Source organism: Accumulibacter sp. (genome assembly GCF_016789985.1).
Taxonomy (GTDB): domain Bacteria; phylum Pseudomonadota; class Gammaproteobacteria; order Burkholderiales; family Rhodocyclaceae; genus Accumulibacter.
On the sequence record NZ_JAEUOL010000290.1, the window covers coordinates 1 to 18,998 of the forward strand.

16 protein-coding genes, 2 tRNA genes, 1 pseudogene and 1 riboswitch are annotated in these 18,998 nt (G+C 61.0%); of the genes and pseudogenes, 10 read left to right on the forward strand and 9 right to left on the reverse strand.

The genetic code is table 11. From position 1 onward, the window contains the following. Positions 1 to 146: 146 nt before the first annotated feature. The 6 genes and pseudogenes from JNK99_RS16750 to rpmH form a co-directional block, all read right to left on the reverse strand. Positions 147 to 668: pseudogene (locus JNK99_RS16750) on the reverse strand (site-specific DNA-methyltransferase); the annotation flags it as partial. Positions 669 to 1,093: 425 nt separating this feature from the next. Then, entirely contained in the window at positions 1,094 to 2,437 is a 1,344-nt protein-coding gene (gene mnmE, locus JNK99_RS16755; protein ID WP_291855367.1) for a tRNA uridine-5-carboxymethylaminomethyl(34) synthesis GTPase MnmE, read from the reverse strand. Further along, positions 2,434 to 4,119: a membrane protein insertase YidC gene (yidC, locus tag JNK99_RS16760; protein ID WP_291855370.1), complete on the reverse strand. Its 1,686-nt coding sequence runs from the start codon at positions 4,117 to 4,119 to the stop codon at positions 2,434 to 2,436. Before yidC ends, mnmE begins: the two co-directional genes overlap by 4 nt. A gap of 26 nt (positions 4,120 to 4,145) precedes the next feature. Next, a complete protein-coding gene (gene yidD / locus JNK99_RS16765; RefSeq protein WP_291855374.1) occupies positions 4,146 to 4,355 on the reverse strand; it encodes a membrane protein insertion efficiency factor YidD in 210 nt (69 codons plus the stop codon). A gap of 4 nt (positions 4,356 to 4,359) precedes the next feature. Continuing rightward, positions 4,360 to 4,761, reverse strand: coding sequence for a ribonuclease P protein component (gene rnpA, locus JNK99_RS16770; protein WP_291855377.1), 402 nt, complete (start codon positions 4,759 to 4,761; stop codon positions 4,360 to 4,362). Next, positions 4,758 to 4,892, reverse strand: coding sequence for a 50S ribosomal protein L34 (gene rpmH / locus JNK99_RS16775; RefSeq protein WP_081444259.1), 135 nt, complete (start codon positions 4,890 to 4,892; stop codon positions 4,758 to 4,760). Before rpmH ends, rnpA begins: the two co-directional genes overlap by 4 nt. 316 nt (positions 4,893 to 5,208) lie before the next feature. Between rpmH and dnaA the strand changes: the two genes are divergently transcribed. From dnaA to gyrB, 3 genes are all read left to right on the forward strand, one after another. Then, the gene (dnaA, locus tag JNK99_RS16780; RefSeq protein ID WP_291855385.1) at positions 5,209 to 6,609 is read left to right on the forward strand and encodes a chromosomal replication initiator protein DnaA; all 1,401 of its coding nucleotides are present in this window, start codon (positions 5,209 to 5,211) and stop codon (positions 6,607 to 6,609) included. Positions 6,610 to 6,821: 212 nt separating this feature from the next. Next, positions 6,822 to 7,934, forward strand: coding sequence for a DNA polymerase III subunit beta (dnaN, locus tag JNK99_RS16785; protein WP_291855388.1), 1,113 nt, complete (start codon positions 6,822 to 6,824; stop codon positions 7,932 to 7,934). A 65-nt stretch (positions 7,935 to 7,999) separates the two neighbouring features. Then, on the forward strand, positions 8,000 to 10,468 hold the full coding sequence (gene gyrB, locus JNK99_RS16790; protein ID WP_291855390.1) for a DNA topoisomerase (ATP-hydrolyzing) subunit B: 2,469 nt from the start codon (positions 8,000 to 8,002) through the stop codon (positions 10,466 to 10,468). A gap of 83 nt (positions 10,469 to 10,551) precedes the next feature. Here gyrB and pyrF read toward each other — a convergent pair whose 3' ends face one another. Then, positions 10,552 to 11,373 carry an orotidine-5'-phosphate decarboxylase gene (gene pyrF / locus JNK99_RS16795; protein WP_291855393.1) on the reverse strand — a complete coding sequence of 274 codons (822 nt, stop codon included), beginning with the start codon at positions 11,371 to 11,373 and terminating at the stop codon, positions 10,552 to 10,554. A 208-nt stretch (positions 11,374 to 11,581) separates the two neighbouring features. Here pyrF and JNK99_RS16800 point away from each other — a divergent pair, with 208 nt between their 5' ends. The 4 genes from JNK99_RS16800 (at position 11,582) to thiC (ending at position 14,881) form a co-directional block, all read left to right on the forward strand. Further along, positions 11,582 to 12,241: a toluene tolerance protein gene (locus tag JNK99_RS16800; protein ID WP_291855396.1), complete on the forward strand. Its 660-nt coding sequence runs from the start codon at positions 11,582 to 11,584 to the stop codon at positions 12,239 to 12,241. Between the two features lie 134 nt (positions 12,242 to 12,375). Then, positions 12,376 to 12,451: transfer RNA gene (locus tag JNK99_RS16805), tRNA-Ala, on the forward strand. Positions 12,452 to 12,476: 25 nt separating this feature from the next. Continuing rightward, positions 12,477 to 12,552 (forward strand) — tRNA-Glu (locus JNK99_RS16810). A gap of 210 nt (positions 12,553 to 12,762) precedes the next feature. After that, positions 12,763 to 12,862, forward strand: a riboswitch (TPP riboswitch). Positions 12,863 to 12,964: 102 nt separating this feature from the next. Then, positions 12,965 to 14,881, forward strand: a complete 1,917-nt coding sequence (gene thiC / locus JNK99_RS16815) for a phosphomethylpyrimidine synthase ThiC (RefSeq protein ID WP_291855399.1) — start codon at positions 12,965 to 12,967, stop codon at positions 14,879 to 14,881. A gap of 98 nt (positions 14,882 to 14,979) precedes the next feature. Here thiC and JNK99_RS16820 read toward each other — a convergent pair whose 3' ends face one another. Then, positions 14,980 to 15,720, reverse strand: coding sequence for an N-acetylmuramoyl-L-alanine amidase (locus JNK99_RS16820; protein ID WP_291855401.1), 741 nt, complete (start codon positions 15,718 to 15,720; stop codon positions 14,980 to 14,982). A 1-nt stretch (position 15,721) separates the two neighbouring features. Further along, positions 15,722 to 16,063 carry a DUF1840 domain-containing protein gene (locus JNK99_RS16825; protein ID WP_291855404.1) on the reverse strand — a complete coding sequence of 114 codons (342 nt, stop codon included), beginning with the start codon at positions 16,061 to 16,063 and terminating at the stop codon, positions 15,722 to 15,724. 193 nt (positions 16,064 to 16,256) lie between these two features. Here JNK99_RS16825 and JNK99_RS16830 point away from each other — a divergent pair, with 193 nt between their 5' ends. The 3 genes from JNK99_RS16830 to JNK99_RS16840 all read left to right on the forward strand — a co-directional run bounded on the left by JNK99_RS16830 (position 16,257) and on the right by JNK99_RS16840 (position 18,920). Further along, positions 16,257 to 16,994, forward strand: a complete 738-nt coding sequence (locus tag JNK99_RS16830; RefSeq protein ID WP_291855448.1) for a pseudouridine synthase — start codon at positions 16,257 to 16,259, stop codon at positions 16,992 to 16,994. 16 nt (positions 16,995 to 17,010) lie between these two features. Then, positions 17,011 to 17,922: a hydrogen peroxide-inducible genes activator gene (locus JNK99_RS16835; protein ID WP_291855407.1), complete on the forward strand. Its 912-nt coding sequence runs from the start codon at positions 17,011 to 17,013 to the stop codon at positions 17,920 to 17,922. A 176-nt stretch (positions 17,923 to 18,098) separates the two neighbouring features. Further along, positions 18,099 to 18,920: a mechanosensitive ion channel family protein gene (locus JNK99_RS16840; protein ID WP_291855410.1), complete on the forward strand. Its 822-nt coding sequence runs from the start codon at positions 18,099 to 18,101 to the stop codon at positions 18,918 to 18,920. Positions 18,921 to 18,998 lie beyond the last annotated feature (78 nt).

Sequence of the window (18,998 nt, forward strand, 5' to 3'; positions counted from 1 at the left end):
CCTGCGCCTTGTCTCCGCCCTTCTGGCAGAATGCGACGAGGAATGGATGACCGGGAAAATCTACCTCAACCTGAATGACTGATGGCTATATCCCGATGGAATCCCTTGGGGGCTTTTACAGAAAAGAAGTTGCGCTGCCGCGAATCAACCTTCTGCCAGATCACATTGGCAACAAAATTCGCCGCGCCAAACACCTGCTCCATCAACAGCCCGAGATGAAACACCTCGTTGTCGTCGATGGAAACGAAAATCACGCCATCCTCGCTCAGCAGTTCCTTCGCCAGTTCGAGCCGTCGATACATGAACTCCAGCCACTTGGAATGGCGGTAGCTGTCGTCCTTGTCGACGAAGCGGTCGTTGTAGATGAAGTCACGGTTGCCGGTGTTGTAGGGCGGGTCGATATAGATGCACTTGACGCGGCCAGCGTGGGTCATGCGCAGATAGCGCAGCGCGTCGAAGTTGTCGCCTTCGATGATCAGGTTGCGCTGCGGGCCGTCACCGCACGACAGCCCGGCGTCCCAATCGAGGGCGACGAAATCACTGTTGACCGACAGGTCATGGTCGATCTCGTCGCGTTCCCACACCAGCCCGAAGCGTGGTCGCCGGTCGCGCTCGCGTAACAGGCGCAACAGTTGTTCGCGGGTATAGTCGTCGTAGTTATCGGCCATCGAGTGACAAAGACAGGGGTGTCGAGAGGTGACGCAGTGTAGCTCCCGCGTCGTCTATGGCGCCAGCGTCGACGGACTGATTTTGTGAAGCAGACTCAGCCGTCGCCGCCCGGGCCATCACGCAGACCGGCAGTCCGCAGCTTCATCCGGTCAAGTCATTGCGCCGTTGCCGCCCACGAAACTGCGGCGAAGCCATCATGCTCGGCGTTCAGCCGCCGGAAGGTACGCCAGTGCATCCCCGTGGGCTTGCCGCCGCAGAGAATCGCCACACGCCGCCCGCCAGGCTTGCAGTCTGTCCGTTCCAGCAGCGCTGGATACGTCAGCGCTTGCCAGTCGTCGCCGCCGCTTTGAGTGCGATGGCTCAGAGTCAAGCGGTGGCTCATGAGGTGTTTCGCGGAAGGCTTCGAACCATGCCGGAAAGCTTGTTATTTTCCGATACAGAATCGACCGAAAATCTCGCCGAGCAGATCGTCGGCGGTGTACTCGCCGGTGATCGTCCCCAAGGAGCGCTGCGCCAGGCGCAGTTCCTCGGCGAACAGTTCGAGCTGCGGTAACTGCGCCTGCGCTGCTTCGATGTGCTGGCGCGCCGCCAGCAGTGCGCGCAGATGGCGTTCACGGGCGATGAAAACGTCCTCGACCGGGTGCCAGCCGACGATGCGCAGCAGCTCTTGGCGCAACAGTTCGATGCCTTCGCCGGAGCGTGCGGAGAGCGCGATGACCACCCCTGTGCCATCCTCGTATCGTTCCGCCAGCCGCGTAACGAGGTCGATCTTGTTGTAAACCGTCAGCCGCGCCAGATGCGCCGGCAACTGGTCGACAATCGCTTGCTCGGCCTCGCCGAGGCCGCTGCAGGCATCGACCAGCAGGACGACGACGTCGGCGCGCTCGATTTCACGCCAGGTGCGCTCGATGCCCAGGCGCTCGACCGGATCTTCGGTATCGCGCAGGCCGGCGGTGTCGATGACATGCAACGGGATGCCGGCGAGCTGCAGCGTGCCGCGTACCAGATCGCGCGTTGTGCCGGGATGCGCGGTAACGATGGCCAGCTCGTCGCCGGCCAGGCGGTTGAGCAGGCTGGATTTGCCGACGTTCGGCTGTCCGGCGAGCACGACATGCAGACCGCCCTGCAGCAGGCGACCCTGCTGGGCGCGCTCGAGGACCCCGACGAGGCGGTCCCGCAGGCGCTGCAGGCGAGCGAAGGCATCCGCCGCTTCGAGAAAGTCGACCTCTTCATCCGGAAAATCGAGCGTCGCCTCGACCAGCGCACGCAGTTCGATCAGTTGCTCGAGCAGGAGCCGGATTTCGCGCGAGAACTCGCCGTGCAGCGAACGGACGGCACTGCGCGCGGCGGCGGTGGTCGCGGCATCGATCAGGTCGATGACCGCTTCGGCCTGGGCGAGGTCGAGCTTGCCGTTGAGGTAGGCGCGACGGGTGAACTCGCCGGGTTCGGCCAGTCGGGCACCGAGTTCGAGGCAGCGCGCGAGCAGCATCTGCAGAACGACCGCACCGCCGTGCCCGTGCAGTTCGAGGACATCCTCGCCGGTGAAGGAGCGCGGCGCCGGGAAGTGGAGCAGCAGACCGCTGTCGATCACCGTTCCATCGGCCGCCCGGAAGTCGGTCAGTATGGCCGTCCGGGCCGGCGGTTGTCGGCCGCTCAGTGCCCGGGCGAAGTCGAGCAGGCCGCTACCGGAGACCCGAATGACACCGATGCCGCCGCGACCAACAGCGGTCGCGATGGCAGCGATGGTGTCGGTCCTTGCCTGGCTCAAGCCTTGCTGTCGTTGGCGGCCTTTCCGCCACTTTCGATCATCCGGGTGATCTGCCATTGCTGGGCGATCGACAGGATGTTATTGACCACCCAGTAGAGCACCAGACCGGCCGGGAAGAAGAAGAACATGACGCCGAAGATGAAGGGCATCATTAACATCACCTTGGCCTGGATCGGATCGGGCGGCGTCGGGTTGAGCTTGGTCTGGATCAGCATCGTGACCATCATGATCACCGGCAGGATGTAGTAAGGGTCCTGCGCCGAGAGGTCGGTGATCCAGAGAATCCACGGTGCATCGCGAATCTCGACCGCACCGAGCAGGGCCCAGTAGAGGGCGATGAACACCGGGATCTGCACCAGGATGGGCAGGCAACCACCGAGCGGGTTGATCTTTTCGCGCTTGTAGAGCGCCATCATTTCCTGGTTGAGCTTCTGACGATCATCGCCATAGCGCTCCTTGAGCTGCATCAAGCGTGGTGTCACCGTTCTCATCTTGGCCATCGACTTGTAACTGGCCGCCGACAGCGGGAAGAACAGGAGCTTGATCGCCACGGTCAGCAGGACGATCGACCAACCCCAGTTGCCGACCAGCTTGTAGATCGCTTCGAGGCACCAGAAGATTGGCGCGGCGATGATCGTCAGCCAGCCGTAATCGACCACCAGCGGCAGACCCTGCGCTCCGACACCACCCTCCGCCTTGGGTTTGGCCAGTTGCTCGAGGGTGGCTTGGATCTGCGGACCGGCATAGATCGGCACCGAGAACGCCACCTTGGCGCCGGGCGCGGCGAGTGGCGCGGGCACAATGACGCCGGCCGCCACTGCCGGACTGACCTTGCTCTCCAGTTTGCGCATGTAGAACTCGCGCAGCAGACCGGGTTCCGGCAACCAGGCGGCGACGAAGTAATGCTGGATCATTGCGATCCAGCCATTGTCGGCCTTGCCGGCGAACTTTGCCTTGCCGTCCTCGATGTCGGCAAAGGCGACCTTCTGGAACTTGTCCTGATCGGTGTAGACCGCCGGCCCGGTGAAGGTGGACACCATCGAACTCTCGCCTTCGGGGGGCTTGATGTCGCGCTGCAACTGATAATAGGCATGTACGGCCAGTTCCTTGTCGCTGCCGTTGTCAATTTCGTGCGCCAGCTCGATCAGGTAGCTGCCGCGCGTGAAGGTATACACCTTGGCCACCTTGATGCCATTGGCGGCCACCGCCTCAAGCCGCAGAATGACGGTTTGCGCATCCTTGGTCAGTTCCCGGTTGCCGGGTACCACCGCGAAACTCGTCTTGTGGTTCGGCAGGTTCTCGCCGATCAGGCCACTCTGCGCCAGGTACTGGTGCTTCGCCTCGAACAGTGCCAGGTCCTTGCCCTTGTTGTTGGCATCCTTGTACTGCGTCAGATCGAGACGCACGATGTCGCCGCCGACGGTGGAAATCTCCGCCTTGAGCAGATCGGTGCTCACGGTGACGGTGGCGGTCTTCTCGGCGACGGCCGCCACGCCGGTCGGCGGCGGCGCCTCGGGCAGCGGTGCATGCAGGTTGGCGGTGGGCTTCGGCGCGGGCGCTTCGAGCGCTGCCCCGGCAACGGCCGGCACTGCCTTCGGCTGATTGTATTTCTGCCAGGCATCCCACAGCATGACCAGCGAAAACGAGAAGACAAGGAGGAGAAGCAGGCGTCGGTTATCCATGAAAGCCTATACGATTCAAGTGTTGTTCAGGGTACGGGATCGAAACCACCCGGATTCCACGGATGACAGCGGGACAGTCGGCGAAGCGAGAGCCCGGTGCCGCGCAGGACGCCATACTTGCTGACGGCTTCGGCGGCGTATTCGGAACAGCTCGGAAAGAAACGACAACGCCGGCCCAGCAGCGGGCTGACCGCGTAGCGATAGAAGCCTATCAGGGCAAGCAGGAGGTGTTTCATCGGCTCATCGTCGGGGTGAGATTGCCTTGCTCAACAAACCCTGGATTTCCTTTGCCATGGCTTGCCGGTCAATGACTGGTGGCTTGGCCGCCAGCCGCAGAACGAAATCGCTGCAACGCAACTGCGCCCGCAACAGCCGGAACTGCTCTCTGGCCAGCCGTCGCACCAGGTTTCGATCCACCGAACGACGCAGGAAGCGCTTGGCAACCACCAGCCCAAGTCGCGCCCCGGAGACCTCGTCGGCCCCATGAGGTCGATAATGTAGCAGGAAATACCGGCTTTTCAGCGCTCTCCGGAAAGCAAAAACGGATGAGTACTCATCCGTTTTGATCAGGCGATATTGCTTGGGGAACGCCGCTGCGGACCGTGGTTGACTGCTCGCGGGATTTGCCGGGCTGCCGCTCAAACGGCCAGACGGTGGCGACCCTTGGCGCGACGCGCCCGAATGACGGCGCGACCGCCACGGGTGGACATGCGCACGAGAAAGCCATGCGTGCGCTTGCGGCGAACAACCGACGGCTGGTAGGTACGTTTCATGGTTAAGCCTTTGAAGTGAAAGCAGGAAAAAGGTTGAGATTAGACCGCGTCCGGACAACGATTGTCAAGGCCATATTTTTGTCTGCGCTGTGGATAACCTCGGTCCAACGGGTTAGAATCTCTCCCTCGCGATTCCCGACAAGGAGCGCGCCGGGCAGCAGGGGGAAAGGATGTCCGGCCGGCCGGCAACCCGTCCCGATCGCTTCAAACACCCGGAAAAGTGACCCATGGTTCTGATTGCAAGAACAAAAACAGCCTTTCGTCGAGAGCCGCTGCGGCTCGCCAGCCGGGTCACGATGCGACCACATGATTGCCGATGAGTAGTTTCTGGTCCTCTTGTCTGAGCCAGTTCGAGCAGGAACTCCCGCCTCAGCAATTCAACACCTGGATTCGTCCGCTGCGTCTCGAAGGTGAGAACGACCTGGCACGCGGTTTGCGCCTGCTGGCACCGAACGGCTTCATCCTGAAATGGGTCAAGGAACGCTACCTGACGCGCATTGAAGCAATGGGCAGCGAGTACTTTTCGGCACCGGTCAACATCACTCTGACCCTCGGCGAACGCGTGGCAGCGAGCGCGAAGACGGCATCGGCACCAGAAGGCAAGACGCCGGCCAGTGTCACCGTCAGCCCGTCTGCCTCCGGTACGCCGGCGAACCGCAATCCGCTGGCCGAAAAGGATCGCTCGGGCTACGAAAGGACGCGGCTGATCTGCCACTTCACCTTCGACAATCTGGTCGTCGGCAAGGCCAACGACCTTGCTCGCGCAGCCGCCAGACAGGTTGCGCTGAGCCCCGGTGAAGCGACCTATAACCCCCTGTTCATCTACGGTGGCGCCGGCCTGGGCAAGACCCACCTGGTGCACGCCATCGGCAACGAGATCCTGCAGAACTGCCCGGACAAAGTCGTGCGTTACGTCCATGCCGAGGACTACTACTCCGACGTGGTGCGCGCCTACCAGCAGAAATCCTTCGACGTCTTCAAGCGCTACTATCGCTCGCTCGATGTGCTCTTGCTCGACGACGTCCAGTTCTTCAACGGCAAGAACCGGACCCAGGAGGAATTCTTCTACGTTTTCAATTCCCTGAGTGAGTCGAAGAAGCAGATCGTGATCAGTTGCGATACCTATCCCAAGAATATTTCGGGGCTGGAGGATCGCCTGATCACACGCTTTGACTGGGGATTGACGGTTCAGATCGAGCCGCCGGAGACCGAGATGCGCGTCGCCATCCTGAAAAAGAAAGCCGATCAGGAAGGTGTGGCGCTCGACGACGAGGTCGCTTTCTACATCGCCAAACACCTGCGCTCCAACGTCCGCGAACTCGAGGGCGCGCTCAAGAAGGTGCTCGCCTACTCGGCCTTTCATGGTCAGCGGATTGTTCTCGAACTGGCCAAGGAAGCGCTCAAGGACCTGATTGGCTCGGTCAACCGGCAGATCACCGTGGACAACATCCAGAAGACGGTGGCCGACTACTTCAAGATCAAGGTGGCTGACCTGTTCTCCAGGAAAAGGACGCGGGTGATCGTCAGGCCACGGCAGATCGCGATGTGGCTGGCCAAGAATCTGACCTCGCAAAGCTATCCAGCGATCGGTGAATCCTTCGGCGGCCGCGACCACACCACGGTACTGCATGCCGTGCGCACGATCGACGACCTGCGCCTCAAGGACAACGCGCTGAACCACGATGTGCATATCCTGTTGCAGGTGCTGAAGGGTTGAGCGAAGGAGCGGGACAAACCGGTGGGCAAAGTACGGACAAATGGTGGACAAGTACGACAGGAACGACCTGTGGGTAACTTGTGCGATTCTGCCCACAGTCTCAGAGCACTCCTGTACACTCGCAAATGTGTCATCAGTAGCTTGAATTGGTTGTAGATTTCTTAGATATCAACAGACTTGTCGGGACTATTGTCTTTATAGGATCTAGATATATGCTTCTTATCAAAACACGGCGAGATGTGTTGCTGGCACCCTTGCAGGCGGTTTCCGGGATCGTGGAAAGGCGTCACACCCTGCCCATCCTGTCCAACGTGCTGCTCGAGAAAAGAGGAGAGGTGCTGACGCTACTGGCGACCGATATCGAGATCCAGATCACTACCTCGACGATCGATGCCGGGGGCGAGGGCGAGGGTGCGGTGACGGTTGCCGCGCGCAAACTGCAGGACATCCTGCGTTCGTTGCCGGAAGCGTCGGAGATCAGCCTGGTCCTCGAGGACCGGCGTTTGCAGATCAGGGCGGGAAGGAGCCGTTTCAATCTGCAGACCTTACCGCCCGAGGACTTCCCGTGCATGGCCCTGTCGGATGGCGAAGCACGCCGGATCACAGTTGCCCAGAAGCAGTTCCGGCACTTGCTGGCGCAAACACATTACTCGATGGCCCAGCAGGATGTTCGCTACTATCTCAACGGGCTGCTGCTGCTGGCCGACGGAAGCGAGTTGCGGGCAGTGGCCACCGATGGTCATCGTCTGGCGTACGCCAGCATGGCCTTGCCGCCAGCCGAGGAAGCCCCGCGGCAGGAGCTGATCCTGCCGCGCAAGACGGTGGTCGAACTGAACCGGCTGCTCGCCGACAGCGACGAACCGCTGGCCATCGAGATCCTGCCGACCCAGGTTCGTTTCCAGTTCGGGCAGACCAACTTGGTGTCCAAGTTGATCGACGGAAGGTTCCCGGACTACCAGAGGGTGATCCCGTCGACCCTGAACAATGTCGTGCGGGTGCAACGCAGCGCCCTGCTGCAGTCGATGATCAGGGCAGCCATCCTGACCAACGAAAAGTTTCGTGGCGTACGCCTGGTTCTCGCCGGTGACAGCCTGAAGATCATGGTGGCCAATGCCGAGCAGGAAGAAGCGCAGGAAGAAATCGAGGTGGCCTACGAGGGCGAGCCACTGGACGTCGGCTTCAACGTGTCCTATCTGCTCGATGTCCTCAACAACACCTCCGACGAAACCATCGAGTGGGGCTTCAACGACGCCAGTTCGAGCGCCTTGCTGACGATCCCGGGTAATGACCGTTTCAAGTATGTGGTGATGCCGATGCGTATCTGAGTGTCCCGTGCAGCAGACGCGAATCATTGGCAGAGCTTGAACCGGAAAGAAGCATTGGATTCAGAATGACGGAAGATAATCAGCAGCTTGCTTACGACGAAACGAGTATTCAGCAACTGGAAGGACTGGAGGCGGTACGCAAACGCCCGGGCATGTACATCGGCGATACCTCAGACGGCACCGGCCTGCACCATATGGTGTTCGAGGTGGTGGATAATGCCATCGACGAGGCGCTGGCCGGCCACTGCGACGATATCGTCATCACCATCCATGCTGACAATTCGATCTCCGTAACGGACAACGGTCGCGGCATCCCGACCGGCATCAAATTCGACGACAAGCACGAGCCGAAGCGCTCCGCCGCCGAGATCGTGATGTGTGTTCTCCATGCCGGCGGCAAGTTCAACCAGAACTCGTACAAGGTTTCCGGCGGCCTGCATGGCGTCGGCGTGTCCTGTGTCAACGCGTTGTCGCGCTGGCTGCGTCTGATCGTGCGGCGTGACGGCAAGAAGCATTTCGTCGAGTTCCACCGTGGTCGGGTGGTAGACCGGCTGATCGAGGTACAGAAGGGCGTCGAGGTATCGCCCCTCAAGGTGATCGGCGATACGGAAAAGCGTGGGACCGAACTGCACTTCATGGCCGACGAGGAGATCTTCGGTCAGGTCGAGTTTCACTACGAGATCATCGCCAAGCGGCTGCGCGAGCTTTCCTTTCTCAACAACGGCGTGAAGATCCGCCTGAACGACCAGCGTACCGGCAAGGAGGAAAACTTCGCTTTTCTGGGTGGCGTCAAGGGTTTCGTCGAATACATCAACCGCAGCAAAGCTGTTCTTCACCCCAACATCTTTCATGCCAGCGGCGAGTCGCTCACGGCCAATGGCAACATCGGCGTCGAAGTGGCGATGCAATGGAACGACAGCTACGCCGAACAGGTCCTGTGTTTCACCAACAACATACCGCAGGCTGATGGCGGTACCCATCTGACCGGCCTGCGCGCCGCGATGACCCGGGTGATCAACCGCTACATCGAAGAACACGAGATCGCCAAGAAGGCCAAGGTGGACATCACCGGCGACGACATGCGCGAGGGACTTGCCTGTGTTCTGTCGGTGAAGATGCCGGATCCGAAATTTGCTTCGCAAACCAAGATGAAGCTGGTCTCCTCGGAGGCGCGGCCGGCGGTCGAGGAAGTGGTGGCGACCAAACTGTCCGATTTCCTGCAGGAGCGACCGGCAGACGCCAAGGTAATTACCGGCAAGATCGTCGAAGCAGCGCGGGCGCGCGATGCTGCGCGCCGAGCGAGGGAAATGACCCGCCGCAAGGGGCTGCTCGATGGCGTCGGCCTGCCGGGCAAGCTGGCCGATTGTCAGGAGAAGGACCCGGCGCTCTGCGAGCTCTACCTGGTTGAGGGCGATTCCGCCGGTGGTTCGGCAAAACAGGGGCGCGACAGGAAGTTTCAGGCGATCCTGCCGCTCAAGGGCAAGATCCTCAATGTCGAAAAGGCACGCTTCGACAAGCTCATATCGTCGCAGGAAATCGCCACCCTGATCACTGCCCTGGGTACTGGGATTGGCAAGGACGAGTACAAACCGGAGAAACTGCGCTATCACCGTCTGATCATCATGACCGACGCCGACGTCGACGGCGCGCACATCCGCACCCTCCTGCTCACCTTTTTCTACCGGCAGATGCGCGAACTGGTCGAAGGCGGCCACATCTACATCGCCCAGCCACCGCTGTACAAGGTCAAGCACGGCAAGGTGGAGCGCTACATCAAGGATGATCAGGCGCTCAAGCAGTTCCTGCTGACGCTGGCACTCGAGGGCGCCGTTCTGACCCCGCGCACCGGTTCACCAGAAATCTCGGGGATCGCTCTGGAACAACTGGCCCGCGAATACCTGCTCGCCGAAGCGGTGATCAATCGCCTCTCCCATCTGATCAACCCCGAAGTCCTGCACGCGCTGATCGACAGCAACCTGAAAGTCGAACTGGCCGACGAGGCGTCTGCAGTCGACAGTGCCAAGGCACTGATGGATGCCGTCGGTAACCAGCTCGGCATCCACATCGTGGCGCGCTATGATGGCCCTCAGGAGCGCTGGCAGCTCCGTCTCGAGAAGATCCTGCACGGCAATCTCAAGCTTGGCGTCATCGACGAAGACCTGCTGGGCAGCGGCGATTATGCCCAGTTACGCAAGACGGGTGAGCTTCTCGCCGGACTCTTTGGTCCGGGCGGCTTCGTCGCGCGTGGCGACAAGAAGAAAGGCGTCAATAGTTTTGCCGAAACCATGCAATGGCTGCTCGGCGAAGTGGAACGCAGCATCAGCAAGCAGCGTTACAAGGGTCTCGGTGAGATGAATCCGGCCCAGCTCTGGGAAACCACCATGGACCCGAAGGTGCGGCGGCTGCTCAAGGTCCAGATCGAAGACGCAATCGGTGCCGACGAGATCTTCAGTACCCTGATGGGAGAGCTGGTCGAGCCACGCCGCAACTTCATCGAGAGCAACGCTCTGGCGGCACGCAACATCGACGTTTGAGTGTCCGCGCTGGCGGAGCCGAGCGGCAGTTGCGGTTGGTGGCCGTCACCGGTTCCCCCGTTCTGCCGGTTGCAACCTGCCCCTCAGCGAATCGGCCGATGCTGGTTGATTGCATCGCGCGTCGTTTCGGCAACTCGCCGCGCTCGCGTGGCGTAGTCTTCGCCAGTGCCGGCATAGAGGATTGCGCGCGATGAATTGATCATCAGACCGCAGCCGCTGGAGCTGCAGCCGGCGCGCACGGTAGCTTCGATGTTGCCACCCTGGGCACCAATGCCGGGAACCAGCAAGGGCATATCGCCGGTCAGCGCACGAACGCGCGCGATTTCGTCGGGGAAGGTGGCGCCGACCACCAGCGCGCATTGCCCGTTATCGTTCCATACGCTGCTCACCAAGCGAGCGACCCGTTCATAGAGTTTCTCGCCGCCGACGTCGAGGAACTGCAAATCGCTACCGCCCGGGTTCGACGTTCGGCAGAGCAAAATGGTGCCCTTGTCACGGTAAGCCAGATAGGGTGCCACCGAATCGTGTCCCAGGTAGGGGTTGACCGTGATCGCATCGGCCTTGAAGCGTTCGAAAGCTTCAATTGCGTACTGCTCGGCGGTACTGCCGATATCCCCCCGCTTGGCGTCAAGGATGACGGGAATGCCGGGGTGGTACTGGTGAATGTGTTCGATCAAGGCTTCGAGCTGGTCCTCGGCGCGCCGTGCCGCGAAGTAGGCAATTTGCGGTTTGAAGCAGCACACGAGGTCTGCAGTGGCATCGGCGATCGCCCGGCAAAACTCGAAAATGGCGTCCCGTCTGCCCTGCAGATGGGCGGGAAAGTGCGTCGGATCGGGGTCGAGACCGACGCAGAGCAGGCTGTCACGCGTATGCCAGGCCGAGTTCAAGGCATTGATGAAGTTCATCGACGAATCACCGTTTGTAAAGTTCCAATTTTACGGGCTATCAGGCGCGACTGTTTGCTCTGGCGCGCAGTGATCGGCAGCATGGCCGGTGGCGGTGACCTGGGACCAGAGGGTGGGCCAGTGCTGTTCCCAAATCCACCTGCTTTCCGGATGAACGGCAGGGAAGCAAGTAAACTGGAGGCTTTCCCGAGGAGGGGCGGACATCTCGATGAAGAAACTCGCACATGATGACTATCTGGCGCTGCGTGCCGGCGCAGTGGTGCTTGAAGCCGACGGATTTGGCGACAAGGTGTTGCGCCTGGCCGATGGAACGATGTGCAAGCTGTTTCGCCGCAAGCGCCTGCTGTCATCGGCCGCGTGGTATCCCTATGCGCAACGTTTCGCCGACAATGCGGCGACTTTGGCTCAGCGGGGTATTCCCGTGCCCGGGATCATCGATGTCCTGCGCATCCCTTCCATCGAGCGCGACGCGGTGCACTACCGCCCGCTCGTTGGGTGGACGCTACGCGAAATGCGCCGTGCCGGGATAGCGGCCGATGTCGAGCAAGGGCTGAAAGTAGCCTTTACCCGGTTTGTCATCCTTCTGCACGAGAAGGGGGTGTATTTTCGTTCATTGCACTTGGGGAACGTGGTGTACACGCCGGATGGTCGCTTCGGTCTGATCGATATCTCCGACGCGCGGTTCCGTCCGCAGCGTCTCGGCAAGAACCTGCGGCAGCGCAATCTTCGCCTGCTTACGGGCATCGCCGACGAAGCGGACTGGATCGATGCGGCAGCCGTGATCAACGCCTGGCGTGCTCCACCGCCACCGGAGATCGATCAGTCGACTAGCGAAGACTGGTCGGCGGGAGCGGGAAGGCATGTCTGATCTTCGCGCAGCGGGCTCGCCAGCGCGCAACGACCAGCGGCGGAAGCAGGGTATCTGGCCCTGCCCCAGCCTTGCCGAATCGCCATCCGCTTTACAAGGATCATCCCCAACCCTATAATCTGCGCTTCTTTCGAGGGGGTATAGCTCAGCTGGGAGAGCGCTTGCATGGCATGCAAGAGGTCCGCGGTTCGATCCCGCGTACCTCCACCAGCAAATCGAAAGATCACTCATCCGGGTCCCCATCGTCTAGAGGCCCAGGACACTACCCTTTCACGGTAGGTACCGGGGTTCGAATCCCCGTGGGGACGCCAGGAATCCGGTCATCTGTCCCGGTTGTTACTGAGCCGAGGAAACCCTGCCGTTCAGTGGCGTACTTCACGCAACGTGTCCGCACCCCTCGCTGGCGCCGCGCCAGCCGACGGAGACAACAAGCAATTCTCCCGGCTCCCGGCCGGCCTCGTTTGTTACCGTACGGTGCTGCGAACCTTCTTGCTAAAGGTCGACAATTCCAGTAAGTTGGCCAGCCATGTTGGGGGTGTCCGACCGCTCGCGGTGTGGCTGAGAGAGTCCCTTTGAACCTGTACGGGTAATGCCGTCGTAGGGAAGCGCAGCGCAATCCGAGGTGTCGAACGTCTTGTCCAGGCGTTCCGGTCACGTCGCCGAGCCCTTGCACCCAACAGCTTTGAGCAGCGCTTTTGCCTTAAGCCTTTGCAAGGAAATACCATGAACGCCAACGAAAAATTCATTGCCGCCGATGCGCATGTGGACCAGGCTGCCGTGCAGCCATTACCCAATTCGCGCAAGATCTACGTCGAGGGGAGTCGGCCAGACATTCGTGTGCCGATGCGCGAAATCAGCCAGGCGGATACCGACACCGCTTTCGGGGGAGAGACCAACCCGCCGATCTATGTCTATGATTGTTCAGGACCTTATTCCGACCCTCTGGCGCGCATCGACATCCGCCAAGGGCTCCCGCCCTTGCGTGCGCAATGGATCGCCGAACGCGGTGATAACGAGCCGCTGGGTGACCTGACGTCCGAGTTCGGCCGCCTCCGTGCGGCTGATCCGGTGCTCGATGAGCTGCGCTTTCCGGGACTGCAACGCCGGCCACTGCGTGCCAGGGCGGGGGCCAACGTGAGTCAGATGCACTATGCGCGGCGCGGCATCATCACGCCGGAGATGGAGTATGTGGCGATCCGGGAAAACAACAACCGTCGCCATTACGTAGAACGGTTGCAGGCTGCCGGAGTGCAGGGAAAGCGTCTGGCCGAAGTTCTCTGTCGCCAGCACCACGGCAACAGCTACGGCGCTAGCATTCCGGAAGAAATAACACCCGAGTTTGTACGCGCCGAGGTGGCGCGCGGCCGGGCGATCATTCCCTGCAACATCAATCATCCAGAGAGCGAACCGATGATCATCGGGCGCAACTTCCTCACCAAGATCAATGCGAACATTGGTAACTCCGCGCTCGGTTCGAGCATCCAGGAAGAGGTGGAGAAGATGACTTGGGCGATTCGCTGGGGTGGCGACACGGTCATGGATCTGTCAACCGGGAAGAACATCCACGAGACCCGCGAGTGGATCATTCGCAACAGCCCGGTGCCGATCGGGACGGTGCCCATCTACCAGGCATTGGAAAAGGTCAACGGCAAGGCGGAGGATCTGACCTGGGAGATCTTCCGCGATACCCTGCTCGAGCAGGCTGAGCAAGGAGTTGACTACTTCACCATACACGCCGGTGTGCTGTTGCGCTATGTGCCGCTGACCGCCGGGCGCTTGACAGGAATCGTTTCGCGCGGCGGCTCGATCATGGCCAAGTGGTGCCTGGCACATCACAAGGAAAGCTTTCTCTACACTCATTTCGAGGAAATCTGCGAGATCATGAAGGCCTATGATGTAGCCTTCAGCCTCGGCGATGGCCTACGCCCCGGCTCGATCTACGACGCCAATGACGAGGCCCAACTGGGTGAACTGAAGACCCTCGGCGAACTGACCGATATCGCCTGGCAGCACGATGTGCAGGTCATGATCGAAGGTCCGGGACATGTGCCGATGCACATGATCAAGGAGAACATGGATCTGCAGCTGGAATACTGCCGCGAAGCCCCGTTCTACACCCTTGGCCCGCTGACCACGGACATCGCGCCGGGTTACGATCACATCACCAGCGGCATTGGTGCGGCGATGATCGGCTGGTTCGGGACGGCGATGTTGTGCTACGTCACGCCCAAGGAGCACCTCGGGCTGCCCGACAAGGATGATGTCAAGACAGGGATCGTCACCTACAAGCTCGCGGCGCATGCTGCCGATCTGGCAAAGGGTCATCCCGGTGCCCAGATCCGTGACAATGCGTTGTCGAAGGCACGTTTCGAATTCCGTTGGGAGGACCAGTTCAACCTTGGTCTGGACCCCGACAAGGCACGTGAGTTTCACGACGAGACGTTGCCCAAGGAATCGGCCAAGGTGGCTCATTTCTGCTCGATGTGCGGGCCACATTTCTGCTCGATGAAGATCACCCAGGAAGTCAGGGAGTTTGCCATGGCGCAAGGGGTCAGCGAGTCGGAAGCCTTGACCAGGGGGATGGAAGGTAAGGCCATGGAATTCGTCAACACCGGGGCTGAGGTCTATCGCAAGATCTGAGCATGGGTGCTCCGGAGGCGTGCTCCTCGCGGGCCGGCAGCGGATCTGACAGCGAACCGGCCGTTGGCACTCGCCACGGACCCATTCGCCAGATTGGCTCAGCGGGCGTAGAGGCAGGCGGCAATCCCCGTCGCGATCGCATCGGCCATGCGCCACTGGTTTTCCGGGTCGAGCAGAGCCAGTTCCTCTGCCCGGTGTTTGATCACACCGGCTTCGAAAAGTACGGCCGGAAGTGTCGTGCGGTAGAGCACCACCAGCTTGTCGTAGTAGTACACGGCATTGCTCGCATCGGCCGGCTGACGAGGTATTCCGGCCAGCGGATTGGCGTGATGCATGGCGGGCACGAAGCCGGCTCGACGCAAGCGGCTACCGATTGCCGAAGCACAGCGCAGGCTGGTGGTCAGGTCGGGGTTGTCACGCGAAACGAAAAGGGAAAAACCGCTGTAACGATCGCTGTAGGTCTGGATGGTGCCGTCCCAGTCCCATTCCTGCAACAGATCGGCGTGTACCGAATCGTGATGGACAGCAATGAAGAAATCCGACCCGGTGGCCTGCTGCGGACGAGCGACCAGGCTTTCGATCAAACCGTCCAGGTTGACCGGGCGTACCCGAAGCCCGCGCTCGGCGAGCTGACCGATCAACTGGCGGGCCAACACCAGGTTGAAGTCGAACTCGTGCGCACCGCGGGCGCTGGTGGCTCCATGAGCGGCGAGTGTGTGCCCGACGTCAACCGATACCTCGACCGCGTGTAGTCCGCTGTGCGACACCAGGAGGCCGAGGGTGAAGACTGCCCAGGGCGGCGGGCGTCGGGCACAGGTTGCGGTGCGTCGTGCAGGCAAGCTAGAAGTCCTTGGTTGCCTCCCAGAGAACGAAACCCTCCTCCTTGCGGGTCCACTCCAGCAACTCGATCAAGGGATAGGCGCGCTGACCCAGACCGACTCGGTTGGCCTCGTCTTCGTCATCCCGACCACCGTGGGTTTCTGTGTCCGCCTTGTTGCTGGCTGAAGAACTCTTGCCGTCGGTGGCGGCGATGCGCAGTCGACTGATTGCTTCGGGCAACTGCTCGGTGGTGATTACGCCGCGCGCGCTGCAATCCTTGCCGATGGCCTCGAGCAGTTGTCGCGCGACGGGTGCAAACATCATGATCTGACCGGAAGTGCTCGAAATGAATTTGACTAACATTGCTACCGTCTCCATGGACTTTGGGCGGCCCTATTGTTGCAGGTGACAGATCGGACAACAATAGTCGCCGAGCACTTGCTCGTGTCCCCTGTATTGCGTGAAACCCGAATCCAGTCACCCGCTGCTTGTACAGTCGTCGGCAGGGATGACGGCAGGTTTGGGGTCGTTCGTTGAGAAAGGCGGTTTGCTGGTGATCGAACTTGAACGCTTGCTGCAGTCTCAGGGCTTCGGTAGTCGGGCCGAGTGCCGGGCCCTGATTGCCAGAGGTCGGGTGACGGTCGACGGCAGCTTTTGCGATGATCCGTCGGCCTGTTTTTCACCGGAGGGCCTCTCGTTTACGGTCGATGGCGTGCTCTGGCCGTATCGCCGTCTGGCTTACCTGGCGTTGAACAAGCCGGCGGGCTACGAGTGTTCCCATCGCCCGGGACAGCATGCCAGTATATACATATTGTTGCCGTCACCGCTGGTAAAACGCGGCGTCCAGGCGGTGGGCCGCCTCGACCAGGACGCCACCGGATTACTGCTGTTCACCGACGATGGCGCATTCATCCACGCTTACACCTCACCCCGCAAACTGGTGCCGAAGGTCTACGAAGTGGTGACCCGGCATCTGGTCGACGATGCGCAGGTGGCGGCCCTGCTGGGCGGGCTCGAACTGCACCGGGAAACCAAACCGGTCGCTGCGGTCGCCTGTTGCCGCTTGAGCGAAAGGCGCCTGCGCCTCACACTCACTCTGGGGAAATACCATCTGGTCAAACGAATGGTGGCGGCAGCCGGTAACCGCGTCGAATCGCTACATCGTCTGGCGATTGGCGGATTCATACTTCCGCCGGCACTGGCACCCGGCGCATGGATGTGGCTCGCAGAGTCCGATCTCGACCTCCTGGCGCGACGTGTACCGGATTCTTCGGACAAGAACTGGCCGGCTTGAGCGGGAGATCATTGCGATGACATTGACCGAGTTGCGCTATATCGTAGCCTTGGCACGCGAGAGGCACTTCGGACACGCAGCGGAGAAATGCCACGTCAGTCAGCCGACCCTCTCGGTGGCCCTGAAGAAGGTCGAGCAACGCTACGGCGTCACGCTTTTCGAACGTTCGTCGGCAGACGTACGCCTGACGATGATTGGCGAACAGATAGCGGCCCAGGCCGAACGGGTTCTCGACCAAGCGGGCAGGCTGCGCGAGATCCTGGTGCAGGGCAAGGATCCACTGCACGGGCCGCTGCGCCTGGGCGCCATCTATACGATCGCCCCTTATCTGCTGCCGCGCCTGATTCCGGCCCTGCACGCTCGCGCGCCGCGCATGCCGCTTTACTTGCATGAGAACTTCACGGTTAACCTGGCCGCACAATTGCGACGTGGCGACCTCGATGTAATCGTCGTCGCTCTGCCGTTCGCGGAGCCGGGTGTCGTATCACGTGTCGTATATGAAGAGCCGTTCTGCGTGGTCATGCCGAAGGGGCATCCACTGGCGCATGAAAGCTCGATCGATCCCGCCCGGGTGGCGGCAGAGAACCTGCTCCTGCTGGGCAATGGCAACTGCTTCCGCGACCAGGTGGTGCAGGCTTGTCCGCAGCTCTCGGCCCCCGGAGGTACAGCCGGGGCACTCGAAGGAAGTTCCCTGGAAACGGTGCGCTACATGGTGGCCAGTGGCGCCGGAATTTCCGTCGTTCCCGCGTCGGCTGCTGCGTCGTGGCCACAGGAGGACGCGCTGCTTGCTTTTCGCCATTTCAGTGCCCCGGCACCGCTACGCAGGGTGGTCCTGGCCTGGCGAGCGACTTTTCCCCGACCACAGGCGATCGACGTGCTGCGGGCGGCAATTCTCGATGCGCCGCCACCCGGGGTCGCCATCGGGTGAGAAGGTCTGCCGCTCCTGTTCGCGGGAATGGTCATTCAGGGTTGCCCAAGCTGGCGTAGAGCGATTCTTTCAGGATACGCACTCCGCCGCGACGTACTGTGGTGTCGGGCCCGGGGCTTGCACTGTCGGCAAGACGATGGGAAACTGCCTGTTCCCCAAACAATTCGGAGAAACGCATGAACGCTCAGGATATCTCGCGCTGGCAGGAAATGGTGCTGCAATACGGTTCGGAACTGGGCATCAAGGTTCTGGCGGCAGTCGCCTTCTGGGTGATTGGTCGCTGGCTGATCGGTCAGGTGGGCCACATGGTCCAGAGCGCTCTCGGACGGCAGAAGGTCGACGCCACGGTGATGCGCTACCTTGGCACCGTGATCAATGTCACCCTGAACATCCTGCTGGTGGTTGGCATTCTTGGTTACTTCGGCATTCAGACCACCACTTTCGCTGCTCTCTTCGCTGCGGCAGGTGTTGCCATCGGACTGGCCTGGTCGGGGCTGCTCGCCAACTTCGCTGGTGGCGTCTTTCTGATCATCCTGCGGCCAATCAAGGTTGGGGATTTTGTTAGCGTTGGTGGCATTATCGGCACGGTCAAGGAGGTCGGTCTGTTCAGTTCAGCGATTGTCACGCCGGACAATGTGTTGACCCTGGTGGGCAACAACAAGATTTTTGGCGACACCATCCAGAACTTCTCGACCAACCCCTATCGCCGGGTGGACCTCAAGGCCCAGTTGTCCGGCGCTGCCGACCATGCGGCGGCAATGGCACTGCTCAAGGAAAAGATCTCCGCCATTCCGAACGTGATGGCCGATCCGCCGGTCGATGTCGAGATTCTCGAGTTCAACCTGGTCGGTCCGGTGCTCGCCGTGCGTCCCTATTGTCACACCGACCACTACTGGCAGGTTTATTTTGCGACCAATCGGACCATTCTCGAATCGTTGTCAGCCGCCGGTTTCCCGGCTCCGATGCCGGCGCAGGTGGTATTCGTCAATCAGAAGTAGGCGGCACGCAACGCAACAGACGGATCACCGGAAGCTGCGCCGTGCCGCGTTGTGCTTGCCGCCAGATACCTGCTTGAT